General features: G+C 59.2%; 20 protein-coding genes. 11 read left to right on the top strand and 9 right to left on the bottom strand.

Annotation, left to right across the window (positions count from 1 at the left end):
* The first annotated feature begins 7 nt into the window (after nt 1-7).
* A complete protein-coding gene (locus tag I2E13_RS03580; RefSeq protein ID WP_195404211.1) occupies nt 8-805 on the top strand; it encodes an HAD-IIB family hydrolase in 798 nt (265 codons plus the stop codon).
* A gap of 15 nt (nt 806-820) precedes the next feature.
* Here I2E13_RS03580 and I2E13_RS03575 read toward each other — a convergent pair whose 3' ends face one another.
* From I2E13_RS03575 to I2E13_RS03555, 5 genes are all read right to left on the bottom strand, one after another.
* Nucleotides 821-1,201 (bottom strand): Fur family transcriptional regulator, encoded by a 381-nt coding sequence (locus I2E13_RS03575; protein ID WP_172677978.1) that lies wholly within the window; start codon nt 1,199-1,201, stop codon nt 821-823.
* A 61-nt stretch (nt 1,202-1,262) separates the two neighbouring features.
* A complete protein-coding gene (locus tag I2E13_RS03570) occupies nt 1,263-1,673 on the bottom strand; it encodes an acylphosphatase (protein ID WP_195404210.1) in 411 nt (136 codons plus the stop codon).
* 2 nt (nt 1,674-1,675) lie between these two features.
* The gene (locus tag I2E13_RS03565) at nt 1,676-2,782 is read right to left on the bottom strand and encodes a Gfo/Idh/MocA family protein (protein WP_195404209.1); all 1,107 of its coding nucleotides are present in this window, start codon (nt 2,780-2,782) and stop codon (nt 1,676-1,678) included.
* A gap of 73 nt (nt 2,783-2,855) precedes the next feature.
* Complete coding sequence (rnhA, locus tag I2E13_RS03560; RefSeq protein WP_089572983.1) at nt 2,856-3,341, bottom strand: ribonuclease HI; 486 nt, start codon at nt 3,339-3,341, stop codon at nt 2,856-2,858.
* A gap of 99 nt (nt 3,342-3,440) precedes the next feature.
* Nucleotides 3,441-4,343: a LysR family transcriptional regulator gene (locus I2E13_RS03555; RefSeq protein ID WP_195404208.1), complete on the bottom strand. Its 903-nt coding sequence runs from the start codon at nt 4,341-4,343 to the stop codon at nt 3,441-3,443.
* Between the two features lie 275 nt (nt 4,344-4,618).
* On the opposite strand from I2E13_RS03555, the gene I2E13_RS03550 reads away from it, so the two are divergent.
* From I2E13_RS03550 to I2E13_RS03540, 3 genes are all read left to right on the top strand, one after another.
* A complete protein-coding gene (locus tag I2E13_RS03550) occupies nt 4,619-5,929 on the top strand; it encodes an O-acetylhomoserine aminocarboxypropyltransferase/cysteine synthase family protein (protein ID WP_195404207.1) in 1,311 nt (436 codons plus the stop codon).
* A gap of 312 nt (nt 5,930-6,241) precedes the next feature.
* Entirely contained in the window at nt 6,242-7,018 is a 777-nt protein-coding gene (locus tag I2E13_RS03545) for a hypothetical protein (protein ID WP_195404206.1), read from the top strand.
* A gap of 191 nt (nt 7,019-7,209) precedes the next feature.
* Entirely contained in the window at nt 7,210-7,416 is a 207-nt protein-coding gene (locus I2E13_RS03540) for a hypothetical protein (RefSeq protein WP_117564436.1), read from the top strand.
* A gap of 108 nt (nt 7,417-7,524) precedes the next feature.
* Here I2E13_RS03540 and I2E13_RS03535 read toward each other — a convergent pair whose 3' ends face one another.
* Entirely contained in the window at nt 7,525-8,439 is a 915-nt protein-coding gene (locus I2E13_RS03535) for a ketopantoate reductase family protein (protein WP_229057805.1), read from the bottom strand.
* Nucleotides 8,440-8,556: 117 nt separating this feature from the next.
* Nucleotides 8,557-9,327, bottom strand: coding sequence for a cyclase family protein (locus tag I2E13_RS03530; protein ID WP_089572994.1), 771 nt, complete (start codon nt 9,325-9,327; stop codon nt 8,557-8,559).
* 163 nt (nt 9,328-9,490) lie between these two features.
* On the opposite strand from I2E13_RS03530, the gene I2E13_RS03525 reads away from it, so the two are divergent.
* The 6 genes from I2E13_RS03525 (at nt 9,491) to I2E13_RS03500 (ending at nt 16,053) form a co-directional block, all read left to right on the top strand.
* A complete protein-coding gene (locus tag I2E13_RS03525; RefSeq protein ID WP_195404205.1) occupies nt 9,491-10,681 on the top strand; it encodes an aldo/keto reductase in 1,191 nt (396 codons plus the stop codon).
* Between the two features lie 90 nt (nt 10,682-10,771).
* Complete coding sequence (locus I2E13_RS03520) at nt 10,772-11,791, top strand: Gfo/Idh/MocA family protein (RefSeq protein WP_233539677.1); 1,020 nt, start codon at nt 10,772-10,774, stop codon at nt 11,789-11,791.
* A 144-nt stretch (nt 11,792-11,935) separates the two neighbouring features.
* Nucleotides 11,936-12,802: a deoxyribonuclease IV gene (locus tag I2E13_RS03515; protein ID WP_195404204.1), complete on the top strand. Its 867-nt coding sequence runs from the start codon at nt 11,936-11,938 to the stop codon at nt 12,800-12,802.
* Nucleotides 12,803-12,949: 147 nt separating this feature from the next.
* Complete coding sequence (locus I2E13_RS03510; protein WP_195404203.1) at nt 12,950-13,810, top strand: ABC transporter substrate-binding protein; 861 nt, start codon at nt 12,950-12,952, stop codon at nt 13,808-13,810.
* A 116-nt stretch (nt 13,811-13,926) separates the two neighbouring features.
* A complete protein-coding gene (locus tag I2E13_RS03505; RefSeq protein WP_229057804.1) occupies nt 13,927-15,288 on the top strand; it encodes an ABC transporter permease subunit in 1,362 nt (453 codons plus the stop codon).
* Between the two features lie 12 nt (nt 15,289-15,300).
* Entirely contained in the window at nt 15,301-16,053 is a 753-nt protein-coding gene (locus tag I2E13_RS03500; RefSeq protein ID WP_055251428.1) for an amino acid ABC transporter ATP-binding protein, read from the top strand.
* Nucleotides 16,054-16,169: 116 nt separating this feature from the next.
* On the opposite strand, the gene I2E13_RS03495 is transcribed toward I2E13_RS03500, so the two are convergent.
* On the bottom strand, nt 16,170-16,589 hold the full coding sequence (locus I2E13_RS03495; RefSeq protein WP_195404202.1) for a flavodoxin: 420 nt from the start codon (nt 16,587-16,589) through the stop codon (nt 16,170-16,172).
* Between the two features lie 46 nt (nt 16,590-16,635).
* A complete protein-coding gene (locus tag I2E13_RS03490) occupies nt 16,636-17,340 on the bottom strand; it encodes a DUF3793 family protein (RefSeq protein WP_195404201.1) in 705 nt (234 codons plus the stop codon).
* A 175-nt stretch (nt 17,341-17,515) separates the two neighbouring features.
* Between I2E13_RS03490 and I2E13_RS03485 the strand changes: the two genes are divergently transcribed.
* Complete coding sequence (locus tag I2E13_RS03485) at nt 17,516-17,899, top strand: heavy-metal-associated domain-containing protein (RefSeq protein ID WP_138112100.1); 384 nt, start codon at nt 17,516-17,518, stop codon at nt 17,897-17,899.
* Nucleotides 17,900-17,904: the final 5 nt, after the last annotated feature.

The raw sequence follows: 17,904 nt of genomic DNA, 5'->3' as shown, positions 1-17,904 counted from the left end.
GAAGCATATGGGTCTTGAGGGAATCAAGCTGATTGCATGCGATTTGGACGGCACGTTGCTGCATCCGGGGGAGCGCGAGCCGCGTTCCGAGGCCTTTGAGCTTATCGATGAGCTGCATCGTCGCGGTATCGTGTTTATGCCGGCGAGTGGCCGTCAATATGCGAGCCTGCGCTACCTGTTTGCCCCGGTGGCCGATGAACTCGCCTATGTATGCGAAAACGGAGCCCTGGTCATGAGCGAGGGGCGTGCCGTGGTCAAGCGTTCTATGGAGCGTGGCCTGGCCATGGATATCGCGAATGCCGTGGTTGCGTACCCCCATGCCGACGTGACCCTTTCGTGCGAGGGACACCTCTACACCATGAGCGGCAACGATGCGTTTGTTGACCACCTGCGTTATGAGGTCCATTGTGATGTGGCGGTAGTCGACCGTCCCGAAGACATTGACGAGGATGTCATTAAGATTGCCTTCCAGACGCCCGAGGCGGAGCAGCAGGCGGCGCTGGAGTATTTCGAGCGCCACTTTAGCGATCGAGTCGATGTCATGACATCGGGAACCGAATGGACGGACTTTATCGGTTTCGATTCGGGCAAGGGCTCCGCGCTTGCCGATTACGGTCGCGCTCTGGGGATTTCGCCCGATGAGATGATGGCGTTTGGCGACAATGAGAACGATCGTGACATGCTCAACGTGGTGGGCCATCCCTATCTGATGGAGAGCTGCAACCCCAGCATGCGCGGCATCAACGACCGTGTCCGCTACGCGCGCACGGTCGAAGAAGAACTGCGTCGTCTACTTGCTGTGTAGGCATGTCCCAAACATTTATCGGCAGTCGGGGCAGAGACCCTCGAAGATGGTGTAGTGCGACGTGACGTGCCAGCCGATTTGCTCGGACGCCTTGGCGTCGAGCTGGGCATCGAAGGGGAGCGGTACATCGATGACGCGGCTGCACGAGGTGCAGATGATATGCGCATGCGGCTCGATCGTGCGATCGAAGCGGCTGCCGCCCGGCGTCTTGATGGAGAGGATCTCGCCAGCGTCGGCCAAGAGATTGAGATTGCGGTAGACCGTACCACGGCTGATTTTGTCATCCTGCGCGCGCACGACGTTGTAGATTTCGTCGGCGGTGGGATGGTTATAGCTTTGGCGCACGGCGTCGAGAACCAGCTTTCGCTGTCTGGTATTCCTTCTTTGCACCGCCATGCGCCTCGCCTCTTTTCTATCAACGGTCGTAGGTAAATGATACCGTATTTAGCACACAATACTAATAACGAGGCGTGAAACCGTCTTCATTGGCAAGTGGGGCTCGGGCCTGGGCGTCTACGAGGCGAAAACGCGTACTCATGCGCTCGTAGGAGGCATGAAGCGCTTCGAGATGAGATAGGATATTTGCCGGAGCTCCCTGTATCTCCATCTCGACTGAGCCGTCTTCCATGTTACGCACCCAGCCGGTGAGCGCGCGTGCCTGCGCGAGGTTGGTGTTGGTAAAGCGAAAGCCAACGCCCTGGACTTGCCCCGCCCAGCGCAGGAAATAGCGCAGGGGAGTGTCTTGAGTGGCCTCGTCGCTTGCGAGCACAGTAAGCCTGCGGCGCAGCTCGAGCTCGACGTTTGATGGTTTTTGAGGTTCTCGACTGCCGCCGGTGACGCTGGAGAAGAACGTATCGAAGAGGCCCATCGCTATGCCTGCTTGCCTGCGTCGGCCGGGAAGGTTATGCCGGCCTGCTGGCGCACGGCATCCATGATGCGCAGTGAGACGAGCGTGACATCGCGGTAGTGTCCGAGCTCGTGGCGTCCCGCCGGGGTCTCCCAAATCTCTTCCTTTACGTTATCGATACCGCCGATGGCGCTGATAAAGTCTGTGAGTTCGTATTCCATAGTGTTGCTCGATTTTGGAAGGTCGAGCACGCGGCCGTTGTCGCCCTGTTCGCGCGGTGCCTCGGTCGCCGAGCCGCGTACGACGTCGCCGCGATAGTCGATGCGGACGTTGCGGGGCGTGGACAGATGGTCGATCTGGATAGTGCCACGCTCGCCTTCGATTTGCGAGGGCAGCAGGTCGTTCGTAATTTTGGAGTGCGCGAGCTCGACGGAGATACGGCCACCGCCGTAGCTGGCGAGGATGGAGCCGCAGCCATCGATGGGGCCGTGCGTGAGCTGTTGCGTGGTGGGGTCGAGCAGAGTAGCCATGCTCGTAAGGCCGGAGGGCATGCCGAAAATCTCGACCATGGGCTCGACGGTGTAGACGCCAATGTCCATGAGGGAACCCGATGCCATATTGCAGTCGAAGATATTGGTGGCGCGTCCCGCGAGAATCTCGTTGTAGCGCGAGGAATATTTGCCAAAGCGCAATGAGGCGCGGCGGATGGGGGCGATCTCGCCCAGGGCGTCCTCGATGGCGTGGAAGGCGGGATCGTGGAGGGGACGCATGGCCTCGAGGGCCACGACACCTGCTGCCTCGGCAGCGCGGAAGACTTCCAGCGCCTGCGCTTCGGTGGCGCAGAAGGGCTTCTCGACGATGACATGCTTGCCACCGGCGATGCAGGCAAGGGCCTGCTCGTAGTGAAGCGCATTGGGGCTGCCGATGTAGACGGCGTCGACGTCGGCGGCTGCCGCGAGCTCATCGAGTGAAGTAAAGTTTCGCTCGCTACCGCGCTCGGCGGTAAAGGCGGCACCGCGATTGGCATCGCGTGAAAGCGTGCCCACAAACGCGGCTTGGTCGTTGGCGTTGACGACTTGGATAAAGTCGTCGGTGATCATGGATGTGCCGATGGTCGCGATGCGCAGCATACGTCCCCCTTGCGTTGTTTGGTCTACAGGATGAGTGTAGCGCGTGGGGATATAAAGCTGCGCGAAAACGCTATTACAGGTCGCTCTCGTTAAAGCCGGCGTCGATATCGAGGTTGCTGCCGTCGGCCGCCGTGGTAGCGAGCTCATCGCAGCGCTCGTTGAGCTCGTGACCGGCGTGACCCTTAACCCAGATGAACTCAACCTTGTGCTTGCTTTTGGCGGTGAGTAGGCGCTCCCACAGGTCGCGGTTCTTGACGGGTTGCTTGTTGGCGGTTTTCCATCCGCGCTTTTTCCAGCCGTCGATCCAGTGCTTGTTAAAGGCGTTGACGACATACTGCGAATCGGAATGGACTTCGACCTCGCAGGGGCGGTTGAGCGCCTCGAGCGCCACGATGACGGCCATGAGTTCCATGCGGTTGTTGGTGGTCTTGGCGTAGCCGCGCGAAAGCTCGGAGGTGAAGGTCTTGCCGGCGGGGTTGGTGTATTTGAGCACGGCGCCGTAGCCACCGCGTCCCGGATTTGATCGGGCAGAGCCGTCGGTATAGATGATGACCTTCACGGGCTTCCTTTCGTTGAGTGCGCTTCATGTGAGTGACCATTGTAGCGCCATGCCCGCCGGGGGCTAACAATCTACGATTTCTACCCCGTCTTCCGACAGTTAGTTGGCATGGATGATGCGGTTGAGCTCGTCGAGGTATTGCTGCAAGAGGGGAGAGGGCTTGCGCTCGTCGTGCATGATATAGCCTACGCGCATCGTTGGGGCGTCTGCTAACGGGATCGATGCCATACCCCATTGCATTTCATTGGAGAGGACGCCGGTCGACAGGGTGTAACCGTTCGACGTGATAAGTAAGTTAGTAAGTGTTCCGCGGTCCGAGATTCGTATGTTGCGGTCGCAAGGGATATAGCTAAAAGGTTCCTCGGCGTAATAGAAGGAGTTTGAGGTTCCCTGCTCAAAGCTGTAGCGCGTATAGGGCGTGAGGTCGGCAAGGGACAGCTGAGGGCGGCGGGCGAGCGGGTGGCGCTCGCTAACGAAGACGTGGACCGTCGCGTCGAATAGGGGATGGAAGCTTGCACGGGCATCGGCGAAGGCCTTCTGCAGAACGCGGGCGTTAAAGTCATCCAGATACAGAATGCCGATATCGCTGCGAAACGCACGGACGTCATCGATGATCTGCGATGTGGTGGTCTCGCGCATGATGAACTCGAACTTGCTGTCGTGGCAGCGCTCGACCACGTTGACAAAGGCCTCGACCGAAAAGGCGTAGTGCTGGGCGGAAATGGCGAGGCGGGCTTGCGGGGTGCCGCCGTCCTCGTAGCGCGCCTCGAGCATGTCGGCCTGCTCTACGACCTGGCGCGCATAGCCCAAAAGCTCGGTGCCGTCGTTGGTGAGCGTGACGCCGCGGCTGGAGCGCGTAAAGATCTCCAGATGGAGCTCCTGTTCCAGGCTTTTGACGGCATTGGAGATATTGGACTGAGCGGTATAGAGGCGCTGAGCTGCGGCGTTGATTGAGCCGGACTCTGCCACGGCGATAAGAAAACGAAGCTGCTGGAGGGTCATCGGTGCCCGTCCTTTCGATAGCTATCTAAAAAACCGATAACAGGTTAGCGCTTTTAAGTGATTGACCGAGCGAAACAATGCTCGTACTATTCAAAACACACAAAGGCGGTAGGTAATTAAGCCGACCACGGAACCGGGATGTCAAAAGGAGGACCGCATATGAACTGCTTGCCAAGACGAATGCCGGGCTCCTGTTTGCGCCCGTTGGCGTGATCAGGAGACAGCGACTTACTTTTCTCTTATTTATTTACTTTCGTTCGATCAAGGAGATCATCATGAGCCAGTTCATCAACAACCCCGAGCACACCTTTGGTTTCGATACCCTGCAGCTTCATGTTGGCCAGGAGAGCGCCGACCCCGCATCCGACTCCCGCGCCGTGCCTATCTACCAGACCACGAGCTACGTGTTCCGTAACTCCCAGCATGCTGCCGACCGCTTTGGCCTTGCCGACGCCGGTAACATCTACGGCCGCCTGACCAACTCCACTCAGGGCGTCTTTGAGGATCGTATCGCCGCGCTCGAGGGTGGCGTGGCTGGTCTCGCCGTCGCATCCGGCGCTGCGGCTATCACCTACACTCTGCAGGCCCTCGCCCAGGCCGGCGACCACGTGGTGGCTCAGAAGACCATCTACGGTGGCTCCTACAACCTGCTGGAGCATACGCTCTCCCAGTTTGGCGTCGAGACCACGTTTGTCGATGCTCATAACCTGGAAGAGGTTGAGGGTGCCATCAAGGACAACACTACGGTCATCTACCTCGAGACGCTCGGCAACCCCAATTCCGACATTCCCAACATCGACGCCATCTCCGAGATCGCCAAGAGGCATGGTTTGCCGGTCGTCGTCGACAACACTTTCGGCACCCCGTATCTGTTCCGTCCGCTGGAGCATGGCGCCAACATCGTTGTCCACTCCGCAACTAAGTTCATTGGCGGCCACGGAACTTCGCTGGGCGGCGTGATTGTCGATGGCGGCAACTTCGACTGGAAGGCGAGCGGCAAGTATGCGCAGATCGCCGAGCCCAACCCCTCCTACCATGGCGTCTCGTTTGCCGAGGCTGCCGGTCCCGCTGCCTTCGCGACCTATGTCCGCGCCATCTTGCTGCGCGACGAGGGCGCCTGCATCAGCCCGTTCAACGCCTGGGTCCTGCTCCAGGGCACCGAGACTCTGTCGCTGCGCGTCGACCGTCATGTCGAGAACACCAAGAAGGTCGTTGAGTTCCTGGCTGGTGACAGCCATGTCGCCAAGGTGAACCACCCGAGCCTGTCTGAGCACCCCGATCACGAGCTCTATCAGAAGTACTTCCCCAACGGTGGCGCGTCGATCTTCACCTTTGAGATTAAGGGTGGCCAGGAGGCAGCTTGGAAGTTCATCGATCATCTGCAGGTGTTCTCGCTGCTCGCCAACGTGGCCGACGTCAAGTCGCTCGTCGTGCACCCGGCTACCACCACGCACTCCCAGCTCTCTGCCGAGGAGCTCGCCGAGCAGAACATCACGCCCTCCACGATCCGTCTTTCCATCGGTACCGAGAACGCCGAGGACATCATTTGGGATCTGAAGCAGGCCTTCGCCGCGCTGGACGAGTAAGGCGACTTGTGCAAGGACCCCTTGCGACTCGATAGGTATAACTGCATAAAATGCCTGCTCAAGGCGCCTGCGCAAGCAATGGTTGCGCAGGCGCCTTTTTTGCATAGGAAGGGCGCTATTACAGGGTTTTTGGTATGCTTTATGCATTCGAGTTGTGGAAAACTCCTGTTGAGAGGATGTGAGTTTTACGCAATTGACGTGCGCCTTTTGAGTAAAACCGCAGGTCGCGATTTGCTCGAGGTACTATGCAGCGCGATCGAATCACACGCAGCTCAAACGCAGCAAAAACGCACTACGGAGGTTTCCAGCTACATGAGGATCGATTCACGAAAACCGAAAGCCGCCGCCCTTTCCGCCGCTCTGACCGTGGCGCTTTTGGCGGGCGCCGGCGCAACTGATGCCCACGCGGCAACACTGTCCGATACGGTTGGATCTACCCCGTCCGAGACGACGCTGGTACAGCCCGTTGATTATCGCGGCGATGGTTATGGTTCCATGCAGGAGTGGAACGCCTCGATGGAGGCCAAGCGCGATTCCCTTGAGATGCGCGCTCAGATTATCCTAAACATGTATGGTGACTATGCCACCGATGACGAGCGCGCTGTGCTGCAGGGTTGTATCGATGGTGCGGGCAGCCTTTTGACGATGGGGGAGGTCGACGCGAAGTCGACCGAGCTCGATGAGCTGCGCACTGCGCTTGAGAATGCCAAGCGCGAAGCGCTCGAGGCCGCTGCCGCCGAGGCAGAGGCTGCCGAGGCCGCCCAGGCTTCGTACTACAACGCTGGCTACACTCCGTCCTACGCGTCTGCCGCGTCCTACGCGAACGGATCGGGCCTGACGCGCTCTGCGGGTGTCAATAACTACAACGGGCGCCGCGAGACTTATTACAGCAGCAACGTGTTGTATCACCACCGCACGGGCGAATGGACGCAGGATTCCGAGGGCTTTTGGCGCGATTCCGATGGCTACTACGTCGTTGCCGCGGGCGATAAGGCCCAAGGCTCCACGTTTACCGGTTCCAAGGGCGAGTGCAAGGTCTATGACTCCGGCTGTGCTGCCGGAACCACCGACTACTATACCGGTTGGTAATCTGCCATCAGAGCAAAATAGGCACATGATGGGCGGGCGTCTTTACTGAGCTTTTAGGCAACGTAAAGCCGCCCTTTCTTTATGTGCGTTTGAGTTAACAGAGCCCTTACCGTGGCGGTACGCTGGGCGTATGCATGCGGGGCACACTGGTTCATGAGAAATAAGGTCTTTCTCGTGGAGGAAGTGGTCTCATGAACGCTCGAGATATCGCTATCGCCGCCGTCGCATTGGTACTTGGCTGTCTTGGCCCTACAGCTGCGTTTGTCGCAGGCATGCAGGGCTCGTGCGGGGCTGCTCCTATTGTGGTCGGCGCGCTCATCGCAGCAGCGCTGCTGGGAAGTGCGGGCGTGACCCTTTGCCGCGATGACGAGGACGAGACGCCGCAGGTGCGGCGCTAGCCGTTGTGAAGCTGGTTTTGCCCATAGATGAAGAAGGAAGCCGCCGCAAGGGGAGTGCCCTTTGCGGCGGTTTTTGCTATTGAGACTGTTGGATGCGGTGCGGCGGCGTTACCAGCTGGCCTCGATTTCGCGGATGCGCGAATAGAGCCATTCGTTTTGCGGCACCTGGATACCGTGCTTGGCCGCGAGGCGGCAGATGGTACCCGCAAATTCCTCGACCTCGGTTCTGCGTTGAGCGATGCGGTCTTGCGCCATCGAGGGCATGCCGGCGGGATCGAGCCCTTTTATGAGACGCACCATCTGCGTTAGGTCTGCCTCGGTGAGCTCGATGCCCTCGGCATTGGCGACTGCAAGCGTCTCGCGCATGGCGGAGACAAAACTGCGGAGCTGCTCGGAGCCCTGCTCCGTAGCGCTTCCGTAGGTGCCGCCGTAGGCCATACAGGTCTGGTTGATGCCGTCGTTGAGCATGAGTTTGGCCCACATGCGATGTGCGATGTCGTGCTCGACGGTATGGGCGATGCCGCAACGCGTGTAGAGCTCGTCGATGGCGATAACGGTTGCGGGGTCGGTGCCCGCTGCCGCACCAAAGCGGATCTCGCCGGCATTGGTATAGGTGAGCTCCCCGTTGAGGAATACGGCGTCCATGCCCTGGCAGATACCAAGGACGGTGTGCTCCCAGCCAAAGCGCTCGGCAATCTTCTGCTCGCTCGTGATGCCGTTGCACAGCGACGCGATCAGCGTGTCGGGTCCCACGACGCTTTCCAGGGTTTTGAGCGCCACATCGAGCCCGGTTGTCTTGACCGTGAGGATGACCAGGTCGACGGGCGTCGCCTCGCTCGCGCGGACGGACTTGAGCGCGCAGGGCTTGCCGTTGACGGTGAGCGCATCACCCGCGTGGCGCTCAAAGCGCGCGTCGTCCATAACGTATTCGACGGCGTCGTTGCCGAGCGCTTGGGCGATCATGCTGCCGTAGAGCAGGCCCACGCCGCCCTTGCCGATGAAGGCGACCTTGTTGATCTGCATGTGAATCATCTCCCCATAAAAAGGCGCCCGCGTATGGGGCGCCTGATGGATTGTATGCCGCCGGGCCATGTCGCGTGCACCGGATGGCCGTATTTAGAAGAACAAACGCATGGGAACTTATGACGCGGGGCAGACCGCAAAGACACGTGCGGGATATCCGACGCCATCACGCACCTTGGGGAAGGTGCAGAAGATGACGGCGCCCGTGGCGGGAAGCTCGTCTAGATGGTCCATGACCTCGATCTGATAGCGATCGACCGAGAGGATGTACTGTTCGCCGGGGTAGGGGTAGGCGTCCTCACGCGTGGTCACGCTCGCCGGGTCGGTGTCAGCCGGCTCGTGGCCGATGGCGCCGATGTCGCGCTCTTCAACGAGCCACTTGATGGCGTCGAGGTCCCAGCCGGGGTAGTGGGGCTGGCCGTCCTCGTCCTTGTTCTCGAGGTCGGCGAGCTTGGACCAGTCGGAGCGGAAGGCGACGAAAGCGTCCTCGGGAATGCGACCGTGCTCATCCTCCCAAGCTTTGAGGTCCTCGATGGTCAGGATAAAGTCGGGATTCGCGGCGCACTCCTCGTGCTTGTCGATCACGCAGAGCGGATGCATAAACTCGATGGGTTCAATCTCTCCAAGGGAACGGCCGTCAACATGGAAGTGGCGCGGTGCGTCGACATGCGTGCCGTACTGCGAAGCAACCGAATACTGGAAGCAACGCATGGGGGCGAGCATGTCCTCGGGCGTGCCGGGCAGGTAGTCGAAGAGCTTGGTGGACTCAAACGGCTTAAAGCCAAACCAGTGCGGGGTGTCGCATGAGAGCGTGTGGGTGAGGTCGACCCAGCGATAATCGTTGCTTTTGAGCTGGGAGGCGAGGTTCCAAAGGTCGAGCGCGGGCATGGGCGGCTCCTTTCATCGGGCTTTTTGCTGATGTTAAAGCGGTGCCGTGACAGCTCGATTTCTGCTGCGTTACGATACGTTCTCGATTGCGATTCCACGATGTTTCGGCCGCGTGACCATTGTGTTTCGCCTTGCCGGGGCGCTGATGGCGAAAGGAGGGGCCGTGCAATATCGCGTTGACCCCAAAAGTGGTAACCGAATATCCGCTCTGGGTCTGGGCTGCATGAGATTTCCCGGTGCGCCGGGACACCCCGATGCGAAGACAGCCGATGCCATCATTTCCCGTGCGGTGGAGCAGGGGATTAATTATCTGGATACCGCGTATCTCTATCCCGGTAACGAGGTGTGCGTGGGCGCCTCACTTGAGCGCCTGGGTCTGCGCGACCGCGTGTTGCTCGCGACTAAGTTGCCGCACGCTTCGTGCAAGTGCGCGGAGGATTTCGACCGGTTCTTCGACGAGCAACTGCACCGCCTGCGGACCGACCATATCGACTATTACCTTATGCACAACATCACTTCGCCCGCCCAGTGGGAGCGCGTGGTGGCGTTGGGCATCGAAGACTGGATTGCGCACCAAAAGGCTGCGGGGCGTATTCGCCAGATAGGTTTTTCGTATCACGGCAGTGCGGCGGACTTCCTGACGATGCTCGACGCGTATGACTGGGATTTTTGCCAGATTCAGTACAACTACGCTGGAGAGCGCTACCAAGCGGGAACGGCGGGACTTATAGCAGCCGCCGAGCGCGGGCTCGCGGTGTTTGTGATGGAACCGCTTTTGGGCGGACGCCTGGCGGGCAAGCTGCCTCCGCGGGCCCGCGCCGTGCTCGATGACGTACGCGATCCGTACCTGAAGACGCCGGCTGCTTGGGGCCTTTCGTGGGTGTGGAACCATCCTCAGGTCACGATGCTGCTTTCGGGCATGACCGATACCGCACAGGTGGACGAGAACGCGGCATTGGCGGATCGCGCACTGCCGAATTCGATGACGACAGAGCAGCTCGATACCATCGCACGTGTGCTGGCGGAGTTTGAAAAATCGAATCGCGTGCCCTGCACGGGATGCGGCTACTGCATGCCATGTCCCAAGGGTATTAACATTCCCGGCTGCTTTGCCGCTTACAACGCGAGCTATGCGCACAGCTGGTTTACGGGGCTGTCGCAATACTTTACGGCGAGCGCGGTGCGCACGAGCGAGCCCAAGCTCGTGAGCAATTGCGTCAAGTGCGGCAAATGTGCGCGTCACTGCCCGCAACACATCGATATCCCCGAGCGTCTCGACGACGCGCGCCGACGTTTCCAGCCTGGCCCCGTAACGGCCGCGCTTAAAGTCTTCAGCAAAACTCGCTCCTCATGACCCTTTTATATCTTGTGATGGAATAGTTCCTGTTTGCGGCAGAATAGGGCGATAGCAGGAACTATTTCGTCGCAACTGAAGGGAGCTGTCGTGGGCCATCGGGATTCATGTGATGATTTGCGTGAGGTTCGTTGGGGCGTTTTGGGCGCTGGGCACATTTCGCATCGATTTGCATCGTCGCTCAAGAAGGTCGACAGGGCACGGCTGGTGGCTGCCGCCGGTCGCACTCCTTCGCATGTTGAGGAGTTTTGCAGGGCGTTTTCGATCGATGCTGCGCACAGTTATGTCACGGCTGACGATGGCGGCGATGCGGCTTATGATGCGCTGATTGCCGACCCCGATGTCGACGCAATCTACTTGGCTCTTCCGCATGGTATGCATACGCGTTGGGCCTGTCGCGCGCTGCGCGCCGGAAAGGCCGTGCTGTGCGAAAAGCCGGCCGTTTTGAGTGAGGAAGAGGCTCTCTCGATTGCCTCCGCCTCTCGCGAGTGCGGCGTGCTGTTTATGGAGGCGATGAAGAATCGGTTTTGCCCGATGCGCACTCGCGTGGAGGACTTGCTTGCGTCGGGCGAGCTCGGCTGTATCGTCTCGATCGAAAGCGTGCAAAAACTCGATTATGGTGAGTCCCCTTCGAGTTATCTGCTCGATCCGTTGCAGGGCGGCTGTCTATATGACATGGGCTGCTATGCGGTCGGGTGGTTTGAGGATTTGCTTGCGGGTGCGTGCGATGTTTCGTCTCGTGAAGTTCGCTGGCGTGACGTATCGGGCGGCCGCGTGGATTGGGCCGATGAGATTCATATGAGTGTCGGCGGTATACCCATTCATATGGTGTGCGACGGCAAAGCAGCATATGAAAGCCGCTTAACGATTGCCTGCGAACGGGGTTCGTTGGAAATCGAGCGCCTCCATCGCCCCGAGCTCGCCCATGTGAAGTACTCCGACGGTCGAGTGCTCGAAATCGACGCCCCATTTGAGGTCGATGATTTTTACGGCGAAGCTTCGCATGCGACTCAGCTCATCCGGGCGGGGAAACTCGAGAGTCCCGTCATGCCCCTTGCCGCCACACAGCGCTGCGCGCAGATCATCGATGCGATTCGCTTGACGCTCTAGGCTGCGGTGCTGCTGCTCAAGGGGGCTCGGCGGACCGTGCCCCTGATGCCCCTTTTATATCTTGCGGTGGAATACGGTCTGTTTGCGCCAAAATAAGGCACCAATAGACCGTATTTCACCGCAACTGATGAGGGGGAGCTGGAGATGCTAACGATCGGGTGTCATCTTTCGACGACGAAGGGCTATCGGGCAATGGGGGAGACGGCGTTGTCCATTGGTGCCAATACCTTTGCGTTCTTTACGCGCAACCCGCGCGGTGGCAAGGCAAAAGACCTTGACATGGATGACGTGGCGGCTCTGCGCGAGCTTATGGCGCAAAACGACTTTGGACCGCTGGTGGCGCATGCCCCGTATACCTATAACCCCTGCTCCGCTAAGGAGCGAGCGCGCGAGTTTGCCTTGGAGGCTATGGCGGAAGATTTGCAGCGTCTGGAAGCACTGCCCGGCAACTACTACAACTTCCATCCCGGTGCGCATGTGGGACAGGGGGCAGACGCCGGCATTCAGATGATTGTCGACACGCTGTGCCAGGTGATGTTTGAGGGACAGCAGACGACGGTATTGCTCGAGACCATGGCGGGTAAGGGCACCGAGGTGGGCCGTAGCTTTGAAGAGCTGGCGTGCATTATCGAGGGCGTTGCCGCCAAGTGTCCAGAGCTGTCCGATAAGCTGGGCGTTTGTTTGGACACCTGTCATGTGAGCGATGCCGGCTACGACATCATCCATGATCTGGACGGCGTACTCGACGAGTTCGACCGCGTGGTGGGTATCGACCGTTTGCGTGCCGTGCACATCAACGATTCGAAGAACCCCTGTGGCGCCCATAAAGATCGTCACGAGTGCATCGGCAAGGGATATCTTGGCAGCGAGGAGTTTGGCGGCGGTATGCAGGTTATACAGAATATTGTATCGAATAGCCGCTTGCGCGCATTGCCATTCATTTTGGAGACACCGAACGAACTTGCAGGTTATGCGGCTGAAATCAAACTGTTAAGGTCGTTGCAGCAGTAATGACTGTCATAAAGTGGAGTGCTCCATTCACGTTATGGGTTTGTTTCAATCAGTTTTCTAATTGCGGATTCTTCCAAGCGGGTGCATAATAACCCTCAGTTTTTGCAGGCCCCTGAATCACGTGGGGTCACCGGAAGGAGACTGATTATGAAGCTCAAGAAGCTTGGCGCATTTGCCGCCACGGGTGCTATGGCGCTCGCCCTCGCTCTGACGGGCTGCGGCTCGTCCAACGCCACCTCTGGTTCCGATGCCGGTTCCAGCAGCTCTGGCGACGCTAAGGTCGAGAAGGTCGACGGCTCCAAGGAGTACGCGCTCGTCAAGGACGGTACGCTGACCGTCGGCACCTCTGCCGAGTACGCTCCGTTTGAGTACAAGGATGACAACGGCGATTATCAGGGCTTTGACCTTGAGCTCATCAAGGCTATCGGCGACAAACTGGGCCTGGATGTCGAGTACGTCAACAACGACTTCGACACGCTCGTCCCCGGCGTTGCTTCGGGCGCCAAGTATGACGTCTCCATCGCGGCTATCACCGACACGCCCGAGCGTGAGAAGGAAGTCGCTTTCTCCGATTCCTACTACATGGACGATCAGGCTATCGTGACCAAGGTCGATAACACCGACATCACGGCCGACAACTACAGCGAGAAGCTCAACAACGCCGACGCTACCATCATCGTCCAGTCTGGATCGACCGCCGAGGCCTTTGCCCAGGAGAACTTCCCCAAGGCCAAGATCGTCCCCTACAAGGACGCCACCGAGTGCTTCAGCGCCCTGCAGTCCGATAAGGGCGATGCCGTAGTCACCAACCGCTCCGTTGCCAGCCAGCTGACCGCCGAGCAGTTCAACACCTGCCAGACCATCAAGCAGGTCAGCACCGGCGAGGAGTACGCCATCGCCATCAACCAGGGCAACACCAAGCTCAAGGACGACATCAACCAGGCCATCAAGGACCTGACCGACGACGGTACCGTTGACGCCCTCATGGCTAAGTACAACATCAAGTAAAATAGTCACTTGATTGCGCGCGGGCCCTTTCCGTTTTGGCGGAGAGGGCCTTTGCGTTTCTTGAATGGGCGTCATCCCGCCCCGTTATGTCGGCAACTTAAACGTTAGGAGCCACCTTGTCTCGATTGAACCAAGGAGCCATGGGCAAGAGCCATCCACTGCCCTTGATGCTCCAAAAGCTGGCCTGTGCCCTGGCTGTGGCGCTCGCCCTGGTATGCGCGGGGGCCTGCGTGCCCTCGACCGCTCAGGCGCTTGAGACCGCAAAGATTACCGCCCGACCCAACACCGGTTCGGGCAGCGCTGTGGTCGGCGGCACCGAGACGCGCATTACCTGGGAGGTTCAGGCCGATACCGACGAGGAGCTGAGCGGTCTTTCGCTGACGTTTGTCGACGGCACGACGTTTGGTACCGATGACACGCGATTGACGATGCTCTCGGGCGAGGATCTCATGGATCGTACGCCCATGAAGCCCACGTGCAAGGCTAACGGCCAGACACTCAAGATCGACTTTGGCGAGACGGCGCCCGCCGGCGGCTATTTCCGCGTTGAGGTCTACGGCGTGACGTTTCCCGTCGAGGGCGGCGAAGAGGCCTTTAGCGGCACCTATACGCTCGCCGACGGTTCGACCAAGAAGATTTCCAAGATTCCTTCCGTCGAGATCAAGGGCGTGACGGCCTTCGATAACTTCCTGGCCGATCTTAAGGAGCAGCCGTGGGTCGAGGCATGGAATTCCAACATGTTCCTGCGCCTGTTCCTGAACCCGGTCATTTTGGTCCAGAGCCTGCCGATCGTCTTCAAAGGCTTCCTCATGTCGCTCTCGATCGTGCTCGTGGCGTTTCCGCTGGCAATTCCCTTTGGTTTCGCCCTGTCGCTCATGCGCATCTCCAAGTCGCGCATCCTGCGTTGCCTTGCCGGTATCTATGTGAATATCATTCGCGGTACGCCGGCGTTCCTGCAGATCTACATCGCGTTCTTTGGCCTGCCGCTGGCCGGCGTCAAGGTTGACGACTATGTGCTGGGCGTCATCGTCATGGCCATGAACTCGTCCGCCTACCTGTGCGAGATCTTCCGTGCCGGTATTCAGTCGATCCCCAAGGGCCAGAACGAGGCTGCGCGCTCGCTGGGCATGAACGCCTTCCAGACACTGCTCTACGTTATGATTCCGCAGACGTTCCGCAATGTCCTGCCAACGTTGACCAGTGAGTTCATCCTGCTTTACAAGGATACGTCGCTGCTCGCGGCCGTGGGCGTGGTCGAGATCGTCATGAACGCCCGCACCATCGTGGCCACGACGGGCTCTATTACACCGTACGTGGTTGCCGCCCTGTTCTATCTGGTCATCACCCTGCCGCTCGCTCGCTTGGTGAGCGGCCTTGAGGCGAGGCTTTTGGGCACGGCCGAAACTAAGAAGAAGCGTCCCGCCAAGAGCGCCGGACAGGTCGTCGCGACGCCCGCCGATCACATCGCCGGTCTGTAAGGAGGTCCTATCATGAGCGAAACCAATAACTCGAACGAGGTCGTCGTCAGCATCAAGAACCTCCAGAAGGCCTTTGGCGATAACGTGGTCCTGCGCGATATCGATCTGGATGTGCACAAGGGCGAGGTCGTCGTAGTTCTGGGTCCCTCGGGCTCGGGTAAGTCGACGATGCTTCGCTGCATCAACCGTCTTGAGCATCCCACGAGTGGCTCGATTGTCGTTGAGGGTGTGGACGTGTGCGCCAAGGGCGTCGATCTTAACAAGGTGCGCACGCATCTGGGTATGGTGTTCCAGCAGTTCAATTTGTTCCCGCACCTCTCAGTCAAAAAGAACGTCATGCTCGCGCAGCAGAAGGTGCTCAAGCGCAGCAAGGAAGAGGCCGAGAAGATTGCCGTCGAGGAGCTGACCAAGGTCGGTCTTGCCGAGCGTATCGACTTTATGCCGAGCCAGCTCTCGGGCGGTCAGCAGCAGCGCGTTGCCATCGCCCGCGCCCTGTCGATGAACCCGCACGTCATGCTCTTTGACGAGGCCACCTCGGCGCTCGACCCCGAGCTCGTGCGCGACGTCCTGGGTGTCATGCGCGACCTGGCACGCGACGGCATGACCATGATCGTCGTGACGCACGAGATGGGCTTTGCCCGCGATGTCGCCGACCGCGTCGTCTTTATGGACGGCGGCGTCATTGTGGAAGAGGGTACGCCGAGCGAGGTCTTCGACCACCCCAAGAGCGAGCGCACCAAGGCGTTCTTGGGAAATATCTCGTAGCCGGTTGATGTAACTGCCGTTACAAAAGAGCGGGGGCTGGACTTGAATCCAGCCCCCGCTCTTTTGTAGGGATGGGGATGCGCTGTGATACAGGCTCTTTTGGAGGCCTGGTTTCGTTAGGCCAGCTCCGCTCCCAGGGCCTTGCAGGCCGCTTCGCCCTCATCGTCGGGGGCGTCGTAGCAAATGACGGAATCGACGACGTTGACGCCTGCCTCGTCGGCATCGGCCTTCCAGTTGTCCATCCACTCGCCCTCGGCCCACGAATAGGAGCCAAAGAGGACGACCTTCTTGTCGCCGAGAGTCTCCTTGACCTCGTCCCACATAGGCTGGAACTCGTCATACTCAAGCTCCTCGGAACCCATGGCGGGGCAGCCGAAGGCAATGGCGTCATAGCTGGCGGCCTTGTCTGCGGAGAAGTCGGCGCAGGAGATGACCTCTGCCTCGGCGCCGGCACCGGTTGCGCCCTCGGCAACGAAGTTTGCCATGGCCTCGGTGTTGCCTGTACCGCTCCAGTAGACGACTGCGATCTTGCTCATATGTCTTCCTTTCGGTTGTGCGGCGTGCGGCCGCGTTTTGTATGCTCTATCGGGTTGCCTGGACAAGTTGTCCCAGGGTGCAGCCCTGTTGATAGATGTAGGTAAGGTATTGCGTGCATGTGCGATAGGAATCGAAGGTCGTGAGCGCCTGCTCAACGTTTGTGTATACCTTCCATGCGCCAAAGACCTTATAGTTTTCGCCGTGCTGGACGATAAACTGATGGACATCTTCGTAGGGATAGCCCAAAAAATAGCCAATTTCGTGGGGGAACTCGCACATGCACCCCGTATCGCAGTGCCTATTTCGCGCGAGTGCGCAGACGCTGCCGTCATAGGCGCTTTCTGCGGCATTGCTGCTTGCCAGCGTGATGCGCGCGGCGAGATGCACCAGTGATGCGGGCAGGTTGTGGACATCGTAACCTTCGGCGGCAAGCGCCGTCGTGGCGCGGGGGTCGGAGAGGTATCGCATGAGGTCCGCAGGGCGGTACACATAGATGAGCGCTCCGCAGGGGCGCCAGACCAAAACGCTCATATGGATCCCGAGTGGCTGGAGCTCGCGGTTGCATTGGGCTATGACGGCGAGCAGGCGAGAGCGTCGCCCTTCGATATGGGCGGCGCCGGGTTTTCCGTTTTGGTTGGCGTAAACGCCGGGATAGGTAAAGAGCGATGCCGGCTTGATACCTGCGAGCGTAGGGGAGCAGTTGCGCACGACAGCCGTTTGGTATGTTGGGATGTCAATGGTTCGAGTCACGATGCCCCTTTCGGGTCCTCAGTTGTTAGCCTAGGAAAACTTATACACGAAAGTAAGCCATGGTCAACAAAAAAGTTTGAAGAGGGAAACTAATTGACCGAACAGACATGATTTTGGGTTAAGATGGGGACACCCCATGGGGGTATCTAGATAGGGCTACTTGAAAGGGGAACGCATGAGTGACTTGCTCAGCCCTGCGAATCTCATCGTGCTGGCCGTCATTGCCGTCGGCATGTTTTTTGGACTGCGTCGCATTGCCGCTTCGACACATGGGAAGAGTTGTTGCAGCGATGGTGCGAGCGGCAAGAAGGCCAAAAAGGTTGTTGTGGTGGATACCGATGCGTCACACTATCCCTATAGCGATGAGCTGCTCATCGGCGGCATGAGCTGTGACGGCTGCGCTCAGAACGTAGCCAATGCCCTCAATGCACTGGATGGCGTGTGGGCAACGGTGACGTATGCGGACCACACGGCACGCGTGCGCTCTAAGCAGCCGGTTGATCGTGATGTCCTCGAGACGGCCGTGAAAGACGCGGGCTACTACGTCATGACGCTGTAAGCGTC

The organism is Collinsella aerofaciens (assembly GCF_015554145.1).
Taxonomy (GTDB): domain Bacteria; phylum Actinomycetota; class Coriobacteriia; order Coriobacteriales; family Coriobacteriaceae; genus Collinsella; species Collinsella aerofaciens_AA.
The sequence above is the reverse complement of the archived record's forward strand: the minus strand, read 5'-3'. Positions and strand labels throughout refer to the sequence as shown.

Coding starts and splice junctions, on each gene's coding strand:
- I2E13_RS03580 (WP_195404211.1), top strand. CDS start 8: ATGGGTCTTGAGGGAATCAAGCTGATTGCATGCGATTTGGACGGCACG.
- I2E13_RS03575 (WP_172677978.1), bottom strand. CDS start 1,201: ATGGCGGTGCAAAGAAGGAATACCAGACAGCGAAAGCTGGTTCTCGAC.
- I2E13_RS03570 (WP_195404210.1), bottom strand. CDS start 1,673: ATGGGCCTCTTCGATACGTTCTTCTCCAGCGTCACCGGCGGCAGTCGA.
- I2E13_RS03565 (WP_195404209.1), bottom strand. CDS start 2,782: ATGCTGCGCATCGCGACCATCGGCACATCCATGATCACCGACGACTTT.
- I2E13_RS03555 (WP_195404208.1), bottom strand. CDS start 4,343: ATGACCCTCCAGCAGCTTCGTTTTCTTATCGCCGTGGCAGAGTCCGGC.
- I2E13_RS03550 (WP_195404207.1), top strand. CDS start 4,619: ATGAGCCAGTTCATCAACAACCCCGAGCACACCTTTGGTTTCGATACC.
- I2E13_RS03545 (WP_195404206.1), top strand. CDS start 6,242: ATGAGGATCGATTCACGAAAACCGAAAGCCGCCGCCCTTTCCGCCGCT.
- I2E13_RS03540 (WP_117564436.1), top strand. CDS start 7,210: ATGAACGCTCGAGATATCGCTATCGCCGCCGTCGCATTGGTACTTGGC.
- I2E13_RS03535 (WP_229057805.1), bottom strand. CDS start 8,439: ATGCAGATCAACAAGGTCGCCTTCATCGGCAAGGGCGGCGTGGGCCTG.
- I2E13_RS03530 (WP_089572994.1), bottom strand. CDS start 9,327: ATGCCCGCGCTCGACCTTTGGAACCTCGCCTCCCAGCTCAAAAGCAAC.
- I2E13_RS03515 (WP_195404204.1), top strand. CDS start 11,936: ATGCTAACGATCGGGTGTCATCTTTCGACGACGAAGGGCTATCGGGCA.
- I2E13_RS03510 (WP_195404203.1), top strand. CDS start 12,950: ATGAAGCTCAAGAAGCTTGGCGCATTTGCCGCCACGGGTGCTATGGCG.
- I2E13_RS03500 (WP_055251428.1), top strand. CDS start 15,301: ATGAGCGAAACCAATAACTCGAACGAGGTCGTCGTCAGCATCAAGAAC.
- I2E13_RS03495 (WP_195404202.1), bottom strand. CDS start 16,589: ATGAGCAAGATCGCAGTCGTCTACTGGAGCGGTACAGGCAACACCGAG.
- I2E13_RS03485 (WP_138112100.1), top strand. CDS start 17,516: ATGAGTGACTTGCTCAGCCCTGCGAATCTCATCGTGCTGGCCGTCATT.